Genomic DNA, 21,025 nt, shown 5'->3' with positions numbered 1-21,025 from the left:
CCGACCGGGCTCACGCCCGATTCAAATACACGCTCGATGATTACGGGCTGGACTGGTTCAAGGAACGGTTTGCCGAGGTGCACGGAACGCCGCTGGAACCACTGCGAGACTACACCCTCAAGGACAGCGGTGATCAATTCGGCTGGACCGAGGATGATCGGGGTCGGCACCACCTGACGCTGTTCATCCCCAGCGGTCGCATTCGCGATTTCGAGCAACTGAAATTGCGTACCGCGTTGCGCAGCATCGCTAAAATTCATTCAGGCGAATTTCGCATCACCTGCAACCAGAACCTGATCATCGCCGGCGTCAGTGAACAGGAGAAATCAGCCATCCAGAAGCTGGTGGACCACTACGGTCTGGATGATGGAGGTAAAAGCTCACCCCTGGCACGCAACGCCATTTCCTGCGTGGCTTTCCCCACCTGTGGATTGGCCATGGCGGAATCCGAACGTTACCTGCCGGAGCTAAGTCAGAAAATTCACCAGCTGATGAGTGAGGCGGGCATCGGTGGCGAGGTGATTCAATTGCGCGTATCCGGCTGCCCCAACGGCTGCGCCCGCCCCTACCTGGGGGAGATTGCACTCACCGGAAAGGCCCCGGGAAAATACAACCTGTACCTGGGCGCCGATACCGGCGGCAATCGGTTAAATCGACTCTACCGGGAGAATATCGACGAGGCACAGATACTCGCCGATCTGAAACCGCTGTTCGAGCGTTTTGCCCGGGAGCGCGATGCCGATGAAGGCTTTGGGGATTTTCTCTACCGCAGCGGCGTTATCCGCCCCTACAGCGGCCCCGAGGATTTTCACCAGCCATTGATCGCTCGCGGTTGATCCATCCCGCGAAATTGCCCCGTCACGCCCTCTCGAAGGGCTGACGAGGGTCAATCTACCGGCCGACCAAGCTGTTTGAGCGCGACTAAGCGCGTGATGTAACTGATTTTGAGCAGGGTCACGAAGGGAATCAGGCTGACATGTGCGGCCACCTGCCACGCCAACGTCAGGCCATGATAAAACCAATAACCCATGGCCACCGCCCCCAACGAGAGGGCGATGCTCAGCACCATCCCCAGGTGCGCCAGACTGAGAAGCTTGATCGGTTGCATGACATACCTCCCGAGGTATAGACGGTTTTTCACGTCATAAGGATTGGCTCACCCTAAAGATTCATACAATATACTACTTATAGTTTTACCACCCTCGGAGACCTTGTGCAACCGCTTTCCGGTATCGCCCCCCACGACCAGCTCTAGAACGGTGCTACCCTATAAAAACGGACCATAACGACAAAACGGCCATTATCGTTCGCTCAGAATCCTAAGGAGACCCCCATGATCTTTAATCGCTCAGGACTTCACGTCTCCGCGCTTGCCGCGACACTCATGTTGACACCCGTGACTGCAACACTAGCGGCCGAACCCGTCGGGCCAGAGTTGCCCCCTAAGCTGCGCGGTTTGTTGATCAAGGAAATGCGCCAGATAGACCAGGCCATGCAAGACATTTTCAGTGCCATTGTTAAGGGAGAGCACGAGAGGGTGGCCGAGAAAGGCCAGGCCATTCACGACAGCTTCATTCTGAAACAGTCCCTGACACAGGAAGACCGTCAGGACCTGAAGGCCGCTGTGCCTTCGGCGTTTCTTCAGATGGACGCTCATCTGCATGAGCTGGCCGCATCCCTGGCTGAATCGGGTCACTCAGAGGACACGCCTCGGCAACTGGATACGTTCACGAAAATGACAGAAGCCTGTGTCGCCTGCCACAGCACCTACACCACCGACCGCTTCCCGGGACTGGAAGCCCCGGCCGTTCCAGCGGATTGGGTTGATGCTATCGAGTCTGCCGGAGACACATCACATCACGACCATTGATCGGTGGTTCCGTTTGGGATTGGCATCCTAATTTTCTAACGCACACTGAGAATGATCCGCCGGTTCGCGGCGATCGCACTTGACGCAATTTAACCGAGTGCCAAGCATGGAAGCCCGCCCCATTTCAGTGGTAACCCAGGGGCGCTCCACCCAAGGTGGGTTGTGACGAACATGCTGATTGTGGCCGCAGGCCAGGCGCGCCACCCAGTGGTCTTCTTCATCTTTGTGGTAGCCGATGATCGGTTGCTCCATGAATGCTCCCGGGTTACACGCCGTTTTTCAGCAACAGCCGCTTGATATCGCTGATGGCTTTCATGGGGTTCAGGCCCTTGGGGCAGACATGGGTGCAGTTTCCGATGCTGTGACAGCGAAACACGCTGAACGGATCCTCCAGTTCTTCCAGTCGCTGTTTCAACCCTTTATCACGGGAATCGGACAGGAATCGATAAGCCTGCAGCAGTCCGGCAGGGCCAACGTACTTCTCGGGATTCCACCAATAGGAGGGGCAACCCGAAGAGCAACAGCCGCACAGAATGCATTCATACAGTCCATCAAGTTTGGCGCGATCTTCTGGGCTCTGTAACCGCTCTATGGCCGGAGGCGGGTCGTCGTTGATCAGATACGGATGGATGCGTTTGTACTGATTAAAGAATTGGGTTTGGTCCACCACAAGATCGCGAATGACCGGCATGCCCGGTAACGGGCGTAACACCAGCGTATCGCGCCGGTCGAGCACCTCCTCCACCGGCGTAATGCACGCCAAACGGTTAACGCCATTGATGCTCATACCGTCAGAGCCGCACACGCCCTCCCGACAGGAGCGCCGGTAAGCCAGCGTCTGATCCTCGGCCTTCAGGTGTTCAAGCACATCGAGCACCATACGCGACCGGAATGGATCATCAATCGAATACGTTTGCATGTGCGGCGCTTCATCGTACTCGGGATGATAGCGGTAGATGGATACTTGAAGCATGGCGTCTACCTCTCTGATCGCGTGATTTTTCGGTCAATGTTCCGGCTTTTCGGGTTCATTACGGAATGGCGCTTCGAACCAATACAGGCGTGGCTGATCGGCGCTGGCGTCAACATCGCCGTGCCTATTCTGCGAGGCTCCGGTCATCACTCGACGCAACAGGTCCATGCGGAAGGCGCCGGCGAGCACATCAGGGCGACCATTTCGGTTCAGATCGGTGACAACCATCGGGACCAACCCGTGACGGTTACCGGCCAGCGGCCGTGAACGGAACGTCTCATCACCGTTATTCTCAAACCATACCATGGATTGTCGCCGAGGATCGTCCCAGTGGTTCACCCAGCTACTGACCAGTACATCCTGATGACCATCGTTATTCATATCGGCAACCGTCGCTTTGGCCGCACCGTAGTACCTGGCAATGTTACGGTACTGAAACTGCAAATCACCGCGATTTTCGAGCCACTGAACGCCATGGTACGGCTTGGGCTCGTTCTGGGTATCAAAGGCGTCGCCATTGGTCATCAATAAATCGGGCCGACCATCGCTATTGAGGTCGGCCACTTGCAATTGCGTAAAGCCGTACATCGGATGTGGGGCTCTTGCGAGCTCCATGGTGCGGTACTGCCCCGCACCTTCGTTGATAAAAGCGATCACGACTTCATGTTCCTGGGCCACCAGAGTGACGAGATCCTGAAGGCCATCGTTGTTCAAGTCGGCCTGAACGATATTGAGGGCGCCACTGAGGTTCAGCAAGTCCTGCCGGACGAAACGCCCGTCCCCCCGGTTGTCGAGCCAGAGCACACCGCCGATATCATTGCCGCCAAACACCGCCACAACCAGATCCAGGAGTCCGTCTTCATTGATATCCAGCACCTGCACATCCGAGATCCGGCCTAAACCGTCATAGAGCAGCCGGCGCTCAAACCGCCCCTTGTCATCTTGCGCCAGCAGAAACAGCTTGCCCGCCAGGGCACCGCTCGGGGGTAACTCACCAAGATCGGCGACCACAATATCCTGCTGACCATTGCCCGTGTAATCCAGCGCCCGAGTCTGAATGGGAAGGGTGAACTGGCCGAGCGTCGTTTCTCGCCATGGGTCCGACGCCGGGTGATTTGATGGAACCTCCAACAAGCGAACTTCGCCTGCCTCGCCGTCGCTGACCAGAAAAGCCGCTGCCGCGTCACTGCCAAAGCGCTCTGGTGATACCGGCTGTAGGTTCAGTATTTGCGGCAGCCGCGATCGCTCTCCCACCACCTTTGCCGACCAGGCCGACGAGTCTGAGGATTCCGTATAAGGAAGGCGTGGCAACTGTTCGGGGCTTGAGCCGTAGTAAAGGGCTTTAATGTGTGGCACAACGTCAGCGGGAATCACCTCCTGACCGGCGCGCCGACGCCCCAAATCGACCATGGTGTCAATCACGGCCGGCCAGCTCCGCTTGGGTAACAAATCCGGCGAAGGCAGTGCATGGCAGCTACCGCAATAGCGCTCGGTTAACGCGACAATTTCTTCGACAGACTTTGGCTCCACCTGGCCTTCGGCCAACGCGTGCAGCGGCGCTAGCAAAGCCAACAGCAAAGTACAGACCGTCACTTGACGCCTAGAGCGCACCGACCATGTCGTTTTGGTTGTGACGTATTTCGAATGAAAGCGTGTGGGTTGCATCGGGCCCTCCTGGCCAACAGCTAACCATAACCGCCGGTCCGACACACTACCCAGAATGGAGTACCGCGGTCGTCAGTCTTCTTTCACCGGGTCTTGGGTGTCGCCCGAACGGAATTCCTGAGCCCGGCGATCCGTGTCATCCAGCAATCGCTGAATGCGCTCTCGCATCAATGCTTCGTGCAACTCCATCTGTCGCTGTTCATTGCGCAGGGACTTGAGCAGTGACGCGGCCATAAACACCATCAGCACCATAAACGGGAAAGCCGCCACAATCGAGATGGTCTGCAGTGCGGTCAGGCCACCGCTCAGCAGCAGTACGCCGGCCACCAATACCTGAATGACGCCCCAGGTCAGTCGCATGGGCCGGCTTGGCGAGAGCACACCCCGGCTGGTGAACATGCCCAGCACGAAGGTGGCCGAGTTGGCCGAGGTGATGACAAACAGCACAATCAGGACCAACACCAAGGCACTGATCCAACCCACCGCGGGGAGAAATTCAAGCATTTGAAACAGCGCCGAACTCATCTCCCGGGTCACCGCGTCGCCCAGCGCTGCACCTTCAAACAGTTCGAAGTACAGCGATGAGCCGCCAAAGGTGGCAAACCAGAGGGTGCTCAGTAGCACCGGCATACCAATGACGCCAACCACGAACTCCCGAATCGTCCGACCTCTGGAAATACGGGCGATGAAGCTTCCCACGAAGGGCGCCCAGGACAGGCCCCAGGCCCAGTAAAAAATCGTCCAGCGGGCCACCCAGTCCTCCCCCGTGTAGGGCGACATCACCAGACTCATACCGATCATGTTGGAAAAGTAATCACCAATGGCATTGGTCATGGCGGCGGTGATGAAATCAGTGGGCCCGGCAAAGAAAACAAACACCAGAACGGCGGCGGCCAGCAGCATGTTGGCGTCACTGACATAGCGCACGCCACTTTCCAGAGGCGCCAGTGAGCAAAGTAAAAACACAATGGCCACCCCGGCCAATATGGCAAGCTGGGGCGTAGTGCCGAATGCCATACCAAACACCGAGCCCATGCCACTGTTGATCTGAATCACCCCCAAACCGAGGGTGGTCGCCACACCAAACACGGTGGATACCACCGCCAACACATTGATGGCGTGCCCCCAGCCGCCATCAACCCGGTCGCCCAGACTGGCGCGAAAGGTTTCGCTGATCAGGCCCGGCCGCTGCTGACGGAAGCGGACGTAGGCAATCGCAAGCCCCACGACGGCAAAGTTGGCCCACTGATGAAACCCCCAGTGAAACAGCGAGTACTGCATGGCCAACTCGGCGGACTCGGCGCTGCGCCCCTCGGCCATGCCCAGAGGCGGATTGACGTAGTGGGTCATGGGTTCGGCGACACCCCAGAACACCAGGCCAACCCCCATCCCGGCCGAAAAAATCATCCCCAACCAGGTAGGGTAGGAAAATTCCGGCGCTTCACCGTCGGACCCCAACCGGATGTTGCCACTACGGCCGGCCCCCAGAGCAATGCAGTACACCAGAAAACCGGTGGTGACAAACAGGTACAGCCAGCCGAAGTGGCTGGTAGTGAAGGCCAGCGCCTGCTCTGAACCACCTGCCAACTGCTCTGGCCAGAAAATACCGAGTACAACAAATGCACTCAACAGTGCCACCGATCCGTAAAAAACCCAGCCGGGTCTGTTCATAAGACGCTCTGCTTCAAAATTTCTGGGGGAGCCAAGTGCTTGATCTGTAGCGAAAAAGCCTAACATGAGCCACTCAAATGACAAACGCAATGATAAATACGTTGACAGTCACCCTAAAGCCTGTAGGATGGCTCGGGTTAGGAAGTTCTGATTTATATTGTAAAAACCTGTTCGATCCCTGCCCGTAGCTAGCAACTCTGTCGCACGTCATCGTCCTGTCTTTTTAAGTAATAGAACCTTTTTAGCACCACCGGTCCATCAGGGCCACCATCAAATGATTTATAGGTACGATTATGTCAGTAGTTACTGGAACAGTTAAGTGGTTCAACGAAGCGAAGGGTTTTGGTTTTCTGGAGCAGGAATCCGGTCCGGACGTTTTTGCACACTTCAGCGCCATCGTTGGTTCAGGCTTCAAAACCCTGGCCGAAGGCCAAGCGGTCAGCTTTAACGTGACCCAAGGTCAGAAAGGCCCGCAAGCCGAGAACATTCAGGCGATCTAAATCGTCTGCTGACACAGCCCGTCGCCGACAACCGAAGGCCGACGGATTGTGTTCTTTCAGGGGTTACCCCTGAATCAAAAACGGCGCCCCTCACAGGGCGCCGTTTTTTTGTGTTCAATTTTCAGAGGCACGGTTACGAATTAGTAACAATCGATCGCTGGGTGCACGCTGATCCGCTTTCATTTTGTCGGTGTCCATGGAGGGAATACCGTCTTCCACCCGCAAGAAATCCTTGAGGATATCCATACGGAACGCACCGGTAATGATATCCAGGCGACCATTGCCGGTGATATCCACCAACTCCAGAGGCACCACACCGCGGTATTCATCGCTGATGGGCCGAGGCTGGAATGTCAGGTCGCCAGTATTTTCATACCAGATCAGGGACTGACGTTTTTCATCGTCCCAGTAATTGGTCCAGCTACTGACCACAATATCCGGATCGCCGTCGCCATCCATGTCCGCCACCGCCGCATTCGCAGCGCCATAGAAACGGCCGATGTCGTGGGCGGCAAACTGCATATCGCCTTTGTTTTCGAGCCACTGAACACCGTGGTAAGGCTTGGGGTCGGTTTGGGTATCGAAAGCATCACCATTGGTGAAGATGATGTCGGGCTTCCCGTCACGGTTCAGATCCTCAACATTCATGCTGGTGGCACCAAACAACGGATGCCCGGCACTGACCAGATCCACCCGTTCAAACCTGCCGTCGCCCTGGTTGACAAAGGCGACCATGGTTTCATATTCCTGAGCTAGGAGTGTGATCAGGTCCATTTTGCCATCGCCGTTGAGATCCGCAGGCGTGATATTGAGCGCACCACTCAACCCCAACAGAGGTCTTTTCTGGTAATCGCCACCGCCCTGATTCTCCAGCCAGAACACCTCGCCTATGCCGGCACCACCAAACACCGACACGGCGATATCCAGATCGCCATCGTCGTCCAGGTCCAGCGCCTGCACATCGGTCACACGCCCGAGCTGATGAATCAATAGCTGTTTTTCGTAGCCGCTCTTCGGCGTCTGCTGCAACAGAAAAATTTTGCCCGCCAATACCCCACTGGGGGCAAATTCACCGAGATCGGCCACCAGAATGTCCTGCCGGCCATCGCCGTTAAAGTCGACGGCTCGGGCCGTTATCGGCAGCTCAATCTCGGCAATGGTGGATTCGCGCCACTGTGGGTTTTCACCTCCATCGGTTTGCAGCAGGCGCAACTCGCCGCGCTCGCCGTCGCTGACCAGAAAGTTGAACTTGGCATCATTGTCCAATGCCACCCGCTGGATATTGAGAATTTGCGGAATGCCAACCCCATCACCCACTCGCTCGGAGGACCAGCTCATGGCCGGATGGGGGTCATCAATATAGGGGAGGCTGGCCAACTGCTCGGGGCTGGACCCGTAATAGAGCGCCTTGATATGGGGCACGGCGTCCGCCGGGATCACGTCCTGACCGGTGCGGTTTTTGGCCAGCTCCACCATGGAGTCGATCACCCGCGGCCAACTGTGCCGGGGCAGCAGCGAGGGCGAGGGCACCTGATGGCAGCCACCGCAATAGCGCTGCGTCAGCGCCACCACTTGTTCGCGGGATAGCCGCTCTTCGGGCTGGGACGGGCCGGGTTGGGTCTGGGGTTGGGGTTGGACCTGGGCCAGCACCGGCGTTGAGATTACCGCGCCAAGCACCATCAGGCCGACCCGTAAGCGTCGGAGGATGCCGTGCCATTCGGTGGTAAAAACCAGTCGGTTCCTGAAGAGGGTTCGATGCATAACCGTAGTGCCGCTGTGTTTGTTGGGTCCCACAATGATAAACGGCTCCGAAGGCCTCTCCGGCGCCGTTTATCATTGTGAGGCCCAGTGTACACCAGGCCGGGGCACGACTGAACGCGCCCCGACGCTCAATGCAGACTGTTTACGGCCTCAGTGACCGGTTGGTTCAGCCCCTCCCGGCGGTGGATGACCTCCCCGTCGGCGTTGAGCAGTGCAATCACGTTGCTGTGGTCGTAACCGCCACTGGGATTTTTCCGGTAGCGGATACCCAGCAGCGCCGCCAGGGTGCGCACATCCGCCGCCGAGCCGGTGGCAAAGTGCCAGGGCGCCTCCGTGGCCCGGAAATTGTGGGCGTACTCATTGAGCACCTCGACGGTGTCATTTTCCGTATCGAAACTCACCAACAGCAAGGTCACGTTGTCGCGCTGCTCGGCGGACAACCCCTGATGGATGCGACGCACATCTTCCACCAGCACCGGACAGGCCGTCGTGCAACTGGCGTACATCATGGTCACAATCACCGACTGTCCCGCCAGATCACTCAGGCGCAGTGTCTCGCCCCGGTGGGTCTGCCACGTGGCATCGAACTGATGCAGCGAGCCCTCCGGGATGTCACTGGCCATTCCCAGAGGGGTATGGTGATTATGGTGGCCGTGATGGTCGTGACCGCCGTGGTTCGCGTGGTCGCTGGCAAGCGCCAGTCCAGCCAACGCCCAAAGGCCCAGAGCGGCCAGCCAATGCCAGGCCTTTGTGAAACCGTTCATGTTCATTCAGGTATCCTCAATCAGGGGTAAACGCAACGGAAGCCGAGGTTGCTGGCGGTGGTTTCCGGAGCGTGGTTGCTGCGCATCTGGTAGCGCAGCAGAGTGGCGTAGTGAGCGCTGTCGTAGCGCAGTATGAGCCGGCCGGTATCACCGCAGGAACCACCGCCAAAATCCACCCGGAAGCTTGCCACCCACTCGGTGCGGCGCTCCCGGTCGAGCAGCACCGGGTGTTCAAAATTGCCCTCCGGTACCACCACCGGCTCGGCCGCCAGGGCGGTGACGGTGCCGGCCAACAGGAGCCCGCCCCACAACCATTGTTTACACCACCCTGACATCTCGCTCTCCTCCTACTGTGCCGGTGCGGCAATCAAGGCGCCGGCGGCGCCGCGCTCGGCGTCGTGGAACTCGTGATCCACCAATTTGTACAGCCCGTCTTCCGGAACGATGAACTCCATCACCGCACCGTTACTGGCTCCCAGAAGTACGGTCTGCATACCGCGCCACTCGTTCTCCAGATTGCCCTCGTACCAGACCCGATCAAAGATGGCACCGATCACGTGGAAGCTGGAGGTGCCGTTGGGCCCGGCGTTCAAAACGTAGAGGCGCACCCGGTCACCTTTTTTGGCGCGCAGGGGCTGATCCATCAGGGCGGACACATGACCGTTAAAGGTCACGTGGCTGGGATTGTTGGCCATGGCAGCCTGGTGATCATAAATATAGGACTCGCCCACCTGCTGCAGATAGAACTCGGACTGGGTAATCACGTATTCGTGATCGGCTTCCGTGGGGTAGCCCTCTTTGGGGGAAACCACCACCGCGCCGTACTGCCCCATGGCGGTGTGCATCAACACACTGGANGTNCCGCAGTGGTACATGTANACNCCNGGATAGTTGGCCACCCATTCGAACTGGATGGTTTCCCCNGGCGAGATGCTGCGCCANTTATCATCGGCCGCCACGGTGCCNCTGTGAAAGTCCATGGAGTGAGGCATGGGGGAAATGGCCGCCTCCGGNTTCTGGTAGGGGTTGTCCGCCATCTGCCGGTAGAAAGGCGCGGCGCCCTTGCCGGGCTCNGACACCANCACGGCCTCGTCNGAGCGGTTTTTCATGGTAAACACCACCCGGTCGCCCTCGCGCACGTGCNACACCGGACCNGGCACGCTGCCGCCAAAGGTCCAGGCGGTGTAACTCACGCCCGGGGCCACNTCCACTTTCTGGGACAGGGTNTCCAGNCGGACCTGATGGGTTTTGTTGCCGGCGTAGTCGAGCTTGGCCAAATGGGGGGANGCNGTCATGGTATCGCCCACNACCGCATCGCCCCGGTAATCCTCACGGAACACTTCGGCCTTGGGCATGCCGTAGACCTTGCCCTCGACTTCAAACTCACNGGCGGTGGCCATGGGCCCGGCCTGAGAACAGCCNACNAACGCCGCCAAGGCACTCACGCTCGCCCCCAGGGCCATCATTTTCATCATCTGTTTCATCGTTAAGTTCTCTCTATCAATTAATAAAATGGGTACCGTTAACGCANNGCACTGATNTTGGCTTCGGATAGGGTCAAATCACTGCCGTTGAGATCNGACAGGATGTAGGCCACCAGGTCGGCAATATCCGAATCACTGATGTGGGCCATGGACGGCATCACACTGTTGTAGGATTTTCCGTTCACCGTCAGCGGACCGGAGACGCCCTTGACGATGGCCTGCGCGATATAGTCGGGGTTGCCGGACAGATTGGCGTTATCGGCCAGGGGAGGAAAGGCGCCGGGAATACCGGCACCGGCGGGCTGATGGCAGGCCTGACAATTCATCTGATAAACGNTTTTGCCATTGGCGGGGTCGGCGGCGTAAAGGTTGAGGNTGAGGCTCGCCAGAGCCCCCAACAAACAGCGGCCAAAGAAACCACGGCGGGACAAGGAAAAGGCGGGACGATTCATGTAAACACCTCGATCTGTTACCGGGAAAATCGCACCTGTTACGATTTCCCACACAGCTTCATCAGACCAGAAATTCAGGTGCCACACTATTGCGCCGATGGGTTATTCGGCGCCCCTCTGAAATGCCCTATTGGGGGTAGACGATGGGGATTGGGGAGTATTCCCGTAGGCTCAAGGGCGCAAGCGCCGTAACATGGAGGTAACAACCCATGAGAGCAGCAATCCTGAACNAACACTTCCCCGGGAGGAGTTTCATGACCGATCACCGCCCGACCTACGANTGGGACCCTCGCAGCGANACGGTTCTGGANAACCCCGTCGCCAGCTTCGATGACATGCGCCAACGCTGCCCGGTGGCCCNCAGCGAGTANATGGGGTGGTCCGTGTTTCGCCACGANGATGTGCTGGCNGTGGTGACCGATCATGANACCTTCAGNAATCAGGTNTCNNAGCACCGCTCCGTNCCCAATGGACTGGATCAGCCCGAACACACNCCNTANCGCANNCTGATAGANCCCTTTTTNACCGANCAGNGCATGGCGNTGTTTGAGCCGGAGTGCCGCGACATTGCCGCCGAGCTGGCTCGNGCNATCGCCGGACGAAAGCAGGTCGATATTGTGANCGANTTGGCGGAGCCCTTCGCCTTGCAGATCCAGTGCGCCTTTCTCGGTTGGCCCGACAGCCTGCAGGAGCCGNTGCGCGAATGGGCCCACGAAAACCACGAGGCCACGCTGGCCGGCGATCGGGAGGCCATGGCGGAAATTGCCCAGCGTTTCAGTCGCTATATTCACCAACTGCTNGAAACCCGACGNGAGCAGGGCGATTGGGCGCCGGAAGATCCCACCACGGACATCATGCGCAGTACCATCGATGGTCANCCCATTCCCGAGGAAGACATCGTCAGTATTCTGCGCAANTGGACCGTGGGCGAAATCGGCACCATTGCCGCCTCGGTNGGCCTGTTGCTGAANTTTNTGGCCGAACANCCCGANCTNCAGGCGGAGCTTCGCGATGATGTGGACAAAATNCCNGAAGCCGTGGACGAAATTNTGCGTATTCACGGCCCGCTGGTCACCAATCGGCGCAAAGCCACCTGCCCCGCCACGCTGCAAGGCCGCCAAATCGAAACCGGAGACCGGGTAACGGTCAACTGGGTATCAGCCAATCGGGATGAACGCGTGTTTCCGCAGCCCGACCAGTTCCGCTGGGGGCGCGACCAGAGCCAGAACCTGCTCTACGGTGCCGGCCTGCACGTCTGCCCCGGCGCACCGCTGGCCCGGCTGGAACTTCGGGTACTGATGGAGGAGTTATTACAGATCAGCGGCGCCTTTGCGCCGACGCCCGACAAGGCACCGGTCAATGCGTACTATCCGGCCAGCGGTTACCAGCACCTGTGGTTGGATTTCGACGCAAGCTGACGCTGCGTGCTTCGTTATAACCGAACGCTATGGATTAGACGGAAAGGTCATTTTACGANCNCCGGTGCGGCCTTTATCATCNNTTCTACTGATCGGCCGGTCAGGGCTTGTATTTGCCCGGNCCGGCCCCACTATCAATGGTTCCATTCCATCATTTGTGTTTGATCCCGAAAGGAGGTCTCATGGCCCTGCGTATTGGTAGCACAGCACCCGACTTTACCGCCCAAACCACCGANGGCGAAATCAACTTCCACGAGTGGATTGGCGACTCCTGGGCGATCCTGTTCTCTCACCCGAAAGACTTCACCCCGGTGTGCACCACCGAGCTGGGCTACATGGCNAAACTCAAGCCGGANTTCGACAAGCGCAACACCAAGATCATCGGTCTGTCGGTCGATCCGGTGGACAACCACGCCNNNTGGGCCAAGGACATTGAAGAAACCCAGGGCACCGCGCCCAACTATCCGATGATNGGCGACACGGATCTGAACGTGGCCAAGCTGTACGACATGCTGCCNGAAGATGAANGCGNNTCNTCNGANGGNCGCACNGCNGCCGACAACGCCACCGTGCGCGCGGTNTTCATCATCGGNCCGGACAAAAAAATCAANGCNCAGTTGATNTANCCNATGACCAGNGGNCGCAACTTTGACGANATTCTGCGNCTGTTGGANTCCNTNCANNTGACCAGCAAGCACACCGTTGCCACACCGGTGAACTGGAAAAATGGTGAAGACATCATCATTCCGCCGTCGGTCAGTGACGAAGACGCCAAGAAGAAATTCCCCGAAGGTTTCAAAACCCTCAAGCCCTACCTGAGAACGGCCAAGCAGCCGCAGTAAAAACNGTTACACCGGCCGAGGCTGACCGCCCCGGCCGGTGANCGGTTANAACTGCCAGTTGATCTGGGCCGCCAGGATGTTGACCGAGCTGTCGAAGCTGCCTTCCAGAGTGTAGCTTCCGCCCAGAGGGGTNGGCTCAGTGCGCTCCAGTTGAGCNTCATCCACCAGCAGGTGAGCGTAACTCACATCCATGGTGACCGAATCGAATACATGGAAGTTGGCGCCGACGGCCAACCAGGTACGATCTTCATCCGGAATTCTCGGACTGACAAACTCCGGATCGGTTTGCGGCGCCTCGTCCTGCGCCACACCAAAACGCAAGGTGAAGGTATCCGTCAACGCCGCGCTGGCGCCCAACGCCAGGCGAAGCGTGTCATCGTAACGCAGGTCCAGTGTGGCCACGTTCTCGCCGTTATCAACATTATCAACCGCAATGGTCTGAATGCTGCTCCAGCGGGTTTGCGCAATGTCCGCGTGCAGGGTCCACACATCATTCAACTGTTGCGAACCACTCAGGGTGATGGTATCCGGCAGCTCCGCCCCTGCGGTGACCGGACCTTCCAGCCCGGTCAGAGCGCCTGCACATAAAGTACCGGTGGTCGGTGCCGGTGGNGCGCCGGTAGGCGAACCCGCGCCGGGTGCACAGGCGGCGTTGAGNTCAAAGGCGGCACTGCCATCGAGAGTAAAATCCCCACCCTGACGCCAGATCAAACCCAACTGTGTTCCCGGGGCCGGTGTCCACAACACGCTGGCATCGAACACGATATCGTCATCGTCCCCTTCAATGCTCGCACTACTGTCGGTGGCGGGATCCGGGCTGGCACCCAAGGTGGAGTCAAACTGGCTTTGCAGNGTGACATCGATCATCTGATAGTTGATCCCCANACCNAAGGCGATCTGATCGTTCGGTGCCCAGGCACTGGTGAGGTTCAGGTTGGTGACTTCCAGNTCACTGAAGGTGGCGTCGTAGCGCCCCGGCCACTCGGNACCAAAGTCACTGGAAAGNCCAAAGGGGCCGCCCGCGCCCAGGCCCANGGTGAACTGCTCGGATACCGGAACGACCCAATAGGCATTGGGAATAAANCCGGTTTCGTCGGTGGTNCCGCTGCCNTGCACNGGCACGGNGTTNCCCTGAATGACGTAATTGCTGCCGTCGTTGACGAAGTCCGCTTCGGTGAGCACGACGTTTCCGCCCAGGGTCAGGTGCTGACCGTCCAGACGTGCCATACCCGCTGGATTGAAGTAGACCGTAGAGGCATCGGTAATATCCGACGCCGTGCCGGCAAATGCCTTGCCCATGTGGGCCGGACTTTGCTCAAGCAGCTGGAATGAAGACGCCAGGGTTACCGACGGCAAACTCAGCAAGGACAGCGCAAAACAGGCGCGGAGCGCTTTTTGATCCATGGTATTCTCCTCCTGCGTACAGTGGTTATGTGTGTCAACGTCATCGAACTGTAGTGTAGCAGTTTCAAAACGCAAGCAACCGATCGTGAANGGAGGAATAATGAGCGAGCACTCGTACACCCCACCCAAAGTCTGGANGCCAGACACATCGGCCGGCGGTAAATTCAGTGGCATCAACNGCCCCACNGCGGGGGCCCGNTTCGAGCGAGCGCTACCGGTTGGTAAGCACCCACTGCAGCTCTATTCACTCGCAACACCCAACGGCGTAAAAGNGACCATCATGCTCGAAGAGCTNCTCGCTCGCGGAATTTCGGGAGCGGAGTACGACGCACACTACATCGACATCATGGAGCAGGATCAGTTCTCCAGTGGTTTTGTGGCGGTTAATCCCAATTCAAAGATACCGGCCATGGTCGACCNCAGTACCGATCCGGNCACNCGGGNATTTGAGTCCGGTTCGATTCTGCTTTACCTGGCTGACAAGTTTCGCGCNTTTATTCCCGACAGCATCGCGGGCCGCACCGAGTGTCTCAACTGGCTATTTTGGCAGATGGGCAGCGCACCCTTGTTGGGCGGCGGGTTTGGNCATTTTTACGCNTACGCNCCGGAGCCTTACGAGTACCCCATCAATCGTTTNACCATGGANGTNAAACGNCAGNTGGANGTGCTNGATCGCGANCTGGCGGACAAAACCTATTTGGCGGGAGAGCAGTACAGCATTGCGGACATGGCCATNTGGCCGTGGTATGGCGAACTGGTGTTGGGGCGCCTGTACGATGCCGGCGAGTTTTTATCGGTGGATGAGTATCGACACCTGAAGCGGTGGGCGCAGGCCATCGATCANNGGGAAGCCGTGCAGCGCGGGCGCAAAGTCAATCGCACCTGGGGCGAACCTCACGAGCAATTGCGCGAGCGCCACGACGCCGCGGATTTTGATGGGTAGGGATAACCGCCCCTAGAAAAACATTCCCGTTTCCAACTGAGCTTCTTCACTCATCATCTCGCGCGTCCAGGGTGGATCAAACACCAACTGGACGTCGCTGGANTGGACATGGGGNACTTCCGCCAGGCGTCGCTTGATATCATCCACCAGCACATCNCCCATTCCGCAACCGGGTGCNGTNAGGGTCATNTCCACAAACACATGGCCGCGNGNCTGATCCACATCCATTTTATACACCAGGCCCAGGCTGACGATATTCACCGGAATTTCCGGATCGTACACCATGGACAGCGCCTTCCAGACCTGATCTTCATCGATGCGGCCGTCNTCACGCGCTTCAAACTCAAGCGCATTGGANGTCAGNCCGATGGCGTCGGCNTCTTTACCGTCGATACGAATCAGGTTGCCGTGGTACAGCAACGTGTAGCTGGCCCCTAATGCCTGGGTAATNGCCGCCTCGGCCCCNTTNGGAATCATCAGGTCATCACCGGAGGGCACCAGCTTGGCCGGGCACTCNCGNTCAAACTCCACCTCNCGCCCCTGNGCACTCTGGGGCTTCTTGGCGTTGGGGGCGCGGATGGTGATCTGCTTCTGCTCGCCTTTNTCCTGCAGGCCGATTTCCANCCCCTTCAGGTAGGGCAGGCTNCGCTTGTCGAGAAACAGCTTCAGNTCACCCTCGTACACNTCCAGNTCGGTTTCCGACTCCTCGCCCGGCCGNCAGTACGCCAGGCAGGTTTCGGCGCGAGGGGTGCCGGCTTCCACCACAAATATCCTGGCCGCATCCACACCCTGGCTGCTNAGCAGCTCAATCAGGTAATNGCGGGCGNGTTCGGAGATATGAAAACTGGGCTGCATAAGATGCTCTCTGNATACACATTATCAACAACCGTTATGCTACCATCAAAGNGAATAAAGCTAAATACCTGAGTAAAAAACTCAACTATTANCNNCCGTNNCNNNCNNGCNTTGAGGCTCNCNGCATGCGNTTTNANCATCCNCTGGCATTCTGGTTTGGGTGNGNNGGNATCACNCTGGGNGTGNTGTCGCACATTCCCATGTTTCTGCANGCCGCCCCCATGGGCTATCAGATGGCGGGCATGCCCATGAGCACCACGATGCTTATCGGCATGGCGCTGATCCCCCTCGGACTGCTGTGTTCCGCCTACGGCGTGNTGCCNCGGGTGAGCGAGCTGCGCCAACAGAGCGACCCGCACCTGCAATTCCATGTGGCCGACCAGGTACCGCTAAACGCGGAGCACTGGAAGTTGGTCATGGTTCTGATGATTGCCGTCACGGTNGACGTCATGAAGCCGGCCACGCTCGGCTTTGTCATGCCCGGCATGTCCATAGAATACGACCTGAACAGCCAGTCCGCTGGCGTCCTGGCAGTCGTCGCCCTGACCGGCACTACANTGGGGTCGATCTTCTGGGGTATGGCGGCGGACCGCTTTGGTCGACGNGCCGCGATTTTGCTCTCCGCGCTCATGTTCATCGGAACCGCAATTTGCGGCGCCATGCCCAGCTACAGCTGGAACCTCGCNATGTGCTTNCTCATGGGGCTNTCGGCCGGGGGCTTGCTGCCCATTACCTTTGCCCTGATGGCGGAATCCGTGCCGGCCCGGCACCGAGGCTGGTTGCTGGTCGCACTGGGCGGACTGGGCACCACGGCGGGCTATCTGGCCGCCGCAGGATCCGCCACCCTTCTGGAGCCGCTGTTCAGCTGGCGCATTCTGTGGCTGCTCGGGTTGCCTACCGGGATGATCGTCATACTGTTGAATCGGTATATTCCGGAATCCCCTCGCTACCTGGCCAGTCGGGGCATGACCCACGAAGCTCGTCAGGTACTGACGCGGTTTAGTGGCGCCCAACACTCGGAGCAGAATGTGGTGGTCGAACCCGAGCCCGATACCGGCCACGCCACCCTCAAAGACCTGTTTCGCGCGCCCTACACCGGCATTACCTGGGGCTTGACCACCGCCGGCATAGCCTGGGGGCTCGTCAATTTCGGATTTCTTCTCTGGCTGCCCACCAACCTGTACAGCCTGGGGCTTGCCGAGCACGCCAACTCTCTGATCGCCAAGTCCGCGTTTTTTGCGCTGCCGGGCGTGGCACTGGTGATCTGGCTTTACCACCACTGGAGCTCCATCGGCACACTCACGCTGTTTACCTCCCTGACCGCTGCCGCCCTGGGGGTCTTCGCCCTGAGCGCCGCCATGGGCTGGCTGACAGTGGAAATACTGACCGCCTGCACCGCACTGCTGCTCATGAGTGCCAGTGGCATCATCGCCATGCTGATTCCATACGCCTCGGAGATTTATCCGGTGCATCTACGCGGCACCGGCTCAGGGTTGGTCGCCGCCAGCTCCAAACTGGGCGGCATCGCCGGTACCCTTCTGGGAGTCGCGGGTCTGATGGACTTTCTCTCCTGGTCCGCGCTGGTCATCGCGGCGCCGCTACTGCTGGCCGCAGCACTGCTGTTTATCGGTGGCATTGATACCCGCGGCCTGCGCCTGGAAGACGTGCGACATGCTTTGACCGCGAAACGCCGAAGATCCCAAACATACCGTTGACTTTTATTTTCGTTGGGGTAACCTCAAAGCAACGTCATTTTGAAAAACACAGGATTTTCGTGAACAACGTACTGGCGCAATTTCTGATGTGGAGGCTTGCCCCCATCTTCCCCTCTTAACCGAGTGCTAACGCTCAGCACTCGGGCATACCCTATTTTACTCACAACCGATTCATCCATCGCATTGTAGGCCAGGAGTCTGCCATGTGTAATTCTTCACGCCAGGAGCTGCTGGGCTCCTTGAGACGGCGTGCGCAAGATTTTTACATCACCCGCCCCTGGGGCATGGATATTGAGCCGGTCACGTTATCGTACTTATTTGATCTGGCTGGCAAACCAAACAACCTTGAAGCCGTTGATGTCGAAACCGTTTCGATCAACAGCGAGGTAGAACTGATTGACCTGCAGGAAAATCAGCCTTGCACCCTCGTGGTGGTGGCGCCCCAAGAGAGTGTTCCGGTCGAAGGCAGAGTGTCCTTTCTCTCTTCTCTTGGCGCCGCGCTCATGGGCCGCAAGCCGGGCGATACGGTTACCGTCAAGGTGTTTGGGTCAATCTTGAGATACCAGATCGCTGCGATCAGGTGACACACCTATTTACCGAGCCCCCGCGACGGCAGACGGCGGGGCGCTTAAAAAGACACTTTCAAGGGGGTGATTCAATTGCATGCTGGTTCGTGGCACTGCCACGTTGTCTATGCCGATGTGTGGTCAACCACACAAACAACCATCAGCTAGAGGACTACTCGCATGTCTCGAAACGAAAAGAAACAGGCAAAGCGCACACTGAAGGAAAAACGTGCGGAAAAACGCGACAAACGTCAAAACAACAGCAAAGAATAGTGTTACCGCCAAGGATGGCGCACTCTTTACCTAACATTACCATGAGGAATTTGTATGGCATCGAAACCCAAAATTACGTTGACCAAAGAAGTCTATGAGCGATTGTGGAAACTGTTGGAATCGGTTCCCGAGGACACCATCACCAATCAGTTGGAAGAAGAGCTGGAGCGGGCAAAAATTGTGACGCCGGCCAAGCTTCCGGACGATGTGGTGACCATGCACTCACAGGTGACGTTTACGGTTCAGTCGACCGGAAAGACGTTCACCTATACGCTGGTCTATCCCACCGAGCTGGATAACACGGAGAACAAATTGTCCATTTTGAGCCCCATTGGCAGCGCCATTATTGGCCTGAAACAAGGGCAGGAAATTGACTGGCCGATCAGTAAAACCCAGCGCACCACCGTGAAAGTTGAAGCGGTCAGCCGAGCAGACTGACGACCGGTGCCGAGCACCGATCGTCAGCTCGTTTGGCAGACCTCAGATAACACCAAAGGCCAACATGGCATCCGCCACTCGCCGGAAGCTGGCTATGTTGGCGCCCGCCACATAGTTGCCATCCAGATCAAACTCCCGAGCGGTGTCGTAACAGTCTCTATGAATGTTGGCCATGATCTGGCGCAGACGTTTTTCCGTGTGCTCAAATGTCCAGGAGTCACGACTGGCATTCTGCTGCATTTCCAGGGCCGATGTCGCCACGCCACCGGCGTTGGCCGCTTTGCCGGGGCCGTAGGCGACATTGTTTTCCATAAAGCAATCCACCGCCTCCGGCGTGCAGGGCATGTTGGCCCCCTCGGCAACCGCCAGACAACCGTTTTCGACCAGCGTCTGCGCGGCCTTCTCATCCAGTTCATTCTGGGTGGCACAGGGGAACGCCAGGTCGCAGGGAATATCCCAGATGTTTCCTTTGTCCCGATAGTCAGCCTCGCCATGTTGAGAGGCATACGCCTTGATCCGGTCGCGCTGCACCTCCTTGATTTCCTTCACCGTGTCCAGATCGATGCCCCGCTCGTCGTAAATCACTCCGCCGGAGTCAGAGCAGGCCACCACCTTGGCTCCCAACTGCTGCAACTTTTCAATTGCGTAAATCGCCACGTTGCCGGAGCCGGACACCACGCAGGTTTTTCCTTTCAGTGATTCGTTGCGCGCCTTGAGCATTTCCTCGGCAAAGTAAACCAGGCCGTAGCCGGTCGCCTCTTTACGAACCAGTGCGCCACCCCAGCTTGGGCTCTTGCCGGTCAGCACCCCGGACTCATAACAATTGGTAATGCGCTTGTACTGCCCGAAAAGGAAGCCGATTTCACGGGCACCGACACCAATATCCCCGGCCGGCACGTCGGTCATCTCGCCAATATGCCGGTATAGCTCGGTCATAAAACTCTGACAGAAACGCATAATTTCATTGTCGGATTTCCCCTTGGGATCGAAATCGGAGCCACCCTTACCACTGCCAATCGGCAGGCCGGTCAGGGCGTTTTTAAAGGTTTGCTCAAAGGCAAGAAATTTGATGGTCCCCAGCAGGACGCTGGGATGAAACCGCAGCCCACCTTTATAGGGCCCCAGCGCGCTGTTGAAACCAACCCGGAAGCCGCGGTTGATGTGAACNTCCCCGTCNTCATCCTGCCAGGGCACNCGAAAAATGATCTGCCGTTCCGGTTCACAGATGCGCTCGATGATTTTCTGTTTGGCGTAATANGGGCATTTTTCCAGCACGGGCGTCAGCGTTTCAATGACCTCCCAGACCGCCTGATGAAATTCAGTTTCCCCGGGGTTTCGGTTCTTGACCACGTCATAGATGGTATCTATACGCTCTTTGGCATTGACCATTCACTTCTCCCAAACCGTTAAGACAAAAAGGGCGGGCTGAGC

The 21,025-nt window shown here is 57.9% G+C and carries 22 protein-coding genes; 9 read left to right on the top strand and 13 right to left on the bottom strand.

Annotated elements, in window-relative coordinates:
* The coding region (locus CMG77_RS14175; protein WP_502691938.1) for a ferredoxin-like domain-containing protein at positions 1 to 836 on the top strand (836 nt) is incomplete at its 5' end.
* A 50-nt stretch (positions 837 to 886) separates the two neighbouring features.
* On the opposite strand, the gene CMG77_RS14170 is transcribed toward CMG77_RS14175, so the two are convergent.
* Positions 887 to 1,108 carry a hypothetical protein gene (locus tag CMG77_RS14170; protein ID WP_286807250.1) on the bottom strand — a complete coding sequence of 74 codons (222 nt, stop codon included), beginning with the start codon at positions 1,106 to 1,108 and terminating at the stop codon, positions 887 to 889.
* Between the two features lie 225 nt (positions 1,109 to 1,333).
* Here CMG77_RS14170 and CMG77_RS14165 point away from each other — a divergent pair, with 225 nt between their 5' ends.
* Positions 1,334 to 1,870, top strand: coding sequence for a hypothetical protein (locus tag CMG77_RS14165; RefSeq protein WP_286807248.1), 537 nt, complete (start codon positions 1,334 to 1,336; stop codon positions 1,868 to 1,870).
* A gap of 27 nt (positions 1,871 to 1,897) precedes the next feature.
* On the opposite strand, the gene CMG77_RS14160 is transcribed toward CMG77_RS14165, so the two are convergent.
* The 4 genes from CMG77_RS14160 to CMG77_RS14145 are packed head-to-tail and all read right to left on the bottom strand — an operon-like array spanning position 1,898 to position 6,179.
* A complete protein-coding gene (locus CMG77_RS14160) occupies positions 1,898 to 2,122 on the bottom strand; it encodes a DUF3565 domain-containing protein (protein WP_286807247.1) in 225 nt (74 codons plus the stop codon).
* A 13-nt stretch (positions 2,123 to 2,135) separates the two neighbouring features.
* The gene (locus tag CMG77_RS14155; protein ID WP_265365887.1) at positions 2,136 to 2,843 is read right to left on the bottom strand and encodes a succinate dehydrogenase iron-sulfur subunit; all 708 of its coding nucleotides are present in this window, start codon (positions 2,841 to 2,843) and stop codon (positions 2,136 to 2,138) included.
* 33 nt (positions 2,844 to 2,876) lie between these two features.
* Positions 2,877 to 4,553 carry an FG-GAP repeat domain-containing protein gene (locus CMG77_RS14150; RefSeq protein ID WP_286904918.1) on the bottom strand — a complete coding sequence of 559 codons (1,677 nt, stop codon included), beginning with the start codon at positions 4,551 to 4,553 and terminating at the stop codon, positions 2,877 to 2,879.
* A 27-nt stretch (positions 4,554 to 4,580) separates the two neighbouring features.
* Positions 4,581 to 6,179, bottom strand: coding sequence for a BCCT family transporter (locus tag CMG77_RS14145; RefSeq protein WP_286807245.1), 1,599 nt, complete (start codon positions 6,177 to 6,179; stop codon positions 4,581 to 4,583).
* Positions 6,180 to 6,472: 293 nt separating this feature from the next.
* Here CMG77_RS14145 and CMG77_RS14140 point away from each other — a divergent pair, with 293 nt between their 5' ends.
* Entirely contained in the window at positions 6,473 to 6,679 is a 207-nt protein-coding gene (locus tag CMG77_RS14140; protein WP_024461242.1) for a cold-shock protein, read from the top strand.
* 114 nt (positions 6,680 to 6,793) lie between these two features.
* On the opposite strand, the gene CMG77_RS14135 is transcribed toward CMG77_RS14140, so the two are convergent.
* The 5 genes from CMG77_RS14135 to CMG77_RS14115 form a co-directional block, all read right to left on the bottom strand.
* The gene (locus CMG77_RS14135; protein WP_286807244.1) at positions 6,794 to 8,440 is read right to left on the bottom strand and encodes an FG-GAP repeat domain-containing protein; all 1,647 of its coding nucleotides are present in this window, start codon (positions 8,438 to 8,440) and stop codon (positions 6,794 to 6,796) included.
* Between the two features lie 128 nt (positions 8,441 to 8,568).
* Complete coding sequence (locus CMG77_RS14130; protein WP_286807243.1) at positions 8,569 to 9,204, bottom strand: SCO family protein; 636 nt, start codon at positions 9,202 to 9,204, stop codon at positions 8,569 to 8,571.
* Between the two features lie 20 nt (positions 9,205 to 9,224).
* A complete protein-coding gene (locus tag CMG77_RS14125) occupies positions 9,225 to 9,539 on the bottom strand; it encodes a hypothetical protein (protein ID WP_286807242.1) in 315 nt (104 codons plus the stop codon).
* A gap of 12 nt (positions 9,540 to 9,551) precedes the next feature.
* Complete coding sequence (locus CMG77_RS14120) at positions 9,552 to 10,499, bottom strand: multicopper oxidase domain-containing protein (protein WP_502691940.1); 948 nt, start codon at positions 10,497 to 10,499, stop codon at positions 9,552 to 9,554.
* Between the two features lie 227 nt (positions 10,500 to 10,726).
* On the bottom strand, positions 10,727 to 11,140 hold the full coding sequence (locus CMG77_RS14115) for a c-type cytochrome (protein WP_286904914.1): 414 nt from the start codon (positions 11,138 to 11,140) through the stop codon (positions 10,727 to 10,729).
* A gap of 209 nt (positions 11,141 to 11,349) precedes the next feature.
* Between CMG77_RS14115 and CMG77_RS14110 the strand changes: the two genes are divergently transcribed.
* Both CMG77_RS14110 and CMG77_RS14105 read left to right on the top strand, forming a co-directional pair.
* Entirely contained in the window at positions 11,350 to 12,558 is a 1,209-nt protein-coding gene (locus CMG77_RS14110; protein WP_502691937.1) for a cytochrome P450, read from the top strand.
* 137 nt (positions 12,559 to 12,695) lie between these two features.
* A complete protein-coding gene (locus CMG77_RS14105) occupies positions 12,696 to 13,400 on the top strand; it encodes a peroxiredoxin (RefSeq protein WP_502691936.1) in 705 nt (234 codons plus the stop codon).
* Between the two features lie 45 nt (positions 13,401 to 13,445).
* Here CMG77_RS14105 and CMG77_RS14100 read toward each other — a convergent pair whose 3' ends face one another.
* On the bottom strand, positions 13,446 to 14,804 hold the full coding sequence (locus CMG77_RS14100) for an OmpP1/FadL family transporter (RefSeq protein ID WP_286904909.1): 1,359 nt from the start codon (positions 14,802 to 14,804) through the stop codon (positions 13,446 to 13,448).
* On the opposite strand from CMG77_RS14100, the gene yghU reads away from it, so the two are divergent.
* The gene (gene yghU / locus CMG77_RS14095; RefSeq protein ID WP_353743504.1) at positions 14,803 to 15,747 is read left to right on the top strand and encodes a glutathione-dependent disulfide-bond oxidoreductase; all 945 of its coding nucleotides are present in this window, start codon (positions 14,803 to 14,805) and stop codon (positions 15,745 to 15,747) included. The genes CMG77_RS14100 and yghU overlap by 2 nt on opposite strands.
* Positions 15,748 to 15,759: 12 nt before the next feature.
* On the opposite strand, the gene sufT is transcribed toward yghU, so the two are convergent.
* Positions 15,760 to 16,278, bottom strand: a complete 519-nt coding sequence (gene sufT / locus CMG77_RS14090; protein WP_286904920.1) for a putative Fe-S cluster assembly protein SufT — start codon at positions 16,276 to 16,278, stop codon at positions 15,760 to 15,762.
* Positions 16,279 to 16,727: 449 nt separating this feature from the next.
* Between sufT and CMG77_RS14085 the strand changes: the two genes are divergently transcribed.
* From CMG77_RS14085 to rnk, 3 genes are all read left to right on the top strand, one after another.
* A complete protein-coding gene (locus tag CMG77_RS14085; RefSeq protein ID WP_502691935.1) occupies positions 16,728 to 18,317 on the top strand; it encodes an MFS transporter in 1,590 nt (529 codons plus the stop codon).
* A 203-nt stretch (positions 18,318 to 18,520) separates the two neighbouring features.
* Complete coding sequence (locus CMG77_RS14080; RefSeq protein ID WP_286804377.1) at positions 18,521 to 18,901, top strand: GreA/GreB family elongation factor; 381 nt, start codon at positions 18,521 to 18,523, stop codon at positions 18,899 to 18,901.
* 309 nt (positions 18,902 to 19,210) lie between these two features.
* Positions 19,211 to 19,594 (top strand): nucleoside diphosphate kinase regulator, encoded by a 384-nt coding sequence (gene rnk, locus CMG77_RS14075; RefSeq protein ID WP_286804378.1) that lies wholly within the window; start codon positions 19,211 to 19,213, stop codon positions 19,592 to 19,594.
* A 42-nt stretch (positions 19,595 to 19,636) separates the two neighbouring features.
* Here the strand turns inward: rnk and gdhA are convergent, their stop codons facing one another.
* Positions 19,637 to 20,983 (bottom strand): NADP-specific glutamate dehydrogenase, encoded by a 1,347-nt coding sequence (gene gdhA / locus CMG77_RS14070; protein ID WP_286904903.1) that lies wholly within the window; start codon positions 20,981 to 20,983, stop codon positions 19,637 to 19,639.
* Positions 20,984 to 21,025 lie beyond the last annotated feature (42 nt).

This window comes from Marinimicrobium sp., assembly GCF_002695945.1.
GTDB classification, from domain to species: Bacteria; Pseudomonadota; Gammaproteobacteria; order Pseudomonadales; family Cellvibrionaceae; genus Marinimicrobium; species Marinimicrobium koreense.
Note: the sequence above shows the minus strand (reverse complement) of the source record. Positions and strands in the feature narration are given on the sequence as shown.

Bases quoted from the DNA above. Each gene is read 5' to 3' on its own strand.
- CMG77_RS14170 (WP_286807250.1), bottom strand. From the start codon at position 1,108: ATGCAACCGATCAAGCTTCTCAGTCTGGCGCACCTGGGGATGGTGCTG.
- CMG77_RS14165 (WP_286807248.1), top strand. From the start codon at position 1,334: ATGATCTTTAATCGCTCAGGACTTCACGTCTCCGCGCTTGCCGCGACA.
- CMG77_RS14160 (WP_286807247.1), bottom strand. From the start codon at position 2,122: ATGGAGCAACCGATCATCGGCTACCACAAAGATGAAGAAGACCACTGG.
- CMG77_RS14155 (WP_265365887.1), bottom strand. From the start codon at position 2,843: ATGCTTCAAGTATCCATCTACCGCTATCATCCCGAGTACGATGAAGCG.
- CMG77_RS14145 (WP_286807245.1), bottom strand. From the start codon at position 6,179: ATGAACAGACCCGGCTGGGTTTTTTACGGATCGGTGGCACTGTTGAGT.
- CMG77_RS14140 (WP_024461242.1), top strand. From the start codon at position 6,473: ATGTCAGTAGTTACTGGAACAGTTAAGTGGTTCAACGAAGCGAAGGGT.
- CMG77_RS14135 (WP_286807244.1), bottom strand. From the start codon at position 8,440: ATGCATCGAACCCTCTTCAGGAACCGACTGGTTTTTACCACCGAATGG.
- CMG77_RS14130 (WP_286807243.1), bottom strand. From the start codon at position 9,204: ATGAACGGTTTCACAAAGGCCTGGCATTGGCTGGCCGCTCTGGGCCTT.
- CMG77_RS14125 (WP_286807242.1), bottom strand. From the start codon at position 9,539: ATGTCAGGGTGGTGTAAACAATGGTTGTGGGGCGGGCTCCTGTTGGCC.
- CMG77_RS14080 (WP_286804377.1), top strand. From the start codon at position 18,521: ATGTGTAATTCTTCACGCCAGGAGCTGCTGGGCTCCTTGAGACGGCGT.
- rnk (WP_286804378.1), top strand. From the start codon at position 19,211: ATGGCATCGAAACCCAAAATTACGTTGACCAAAGAAGTCTATGAGCGA.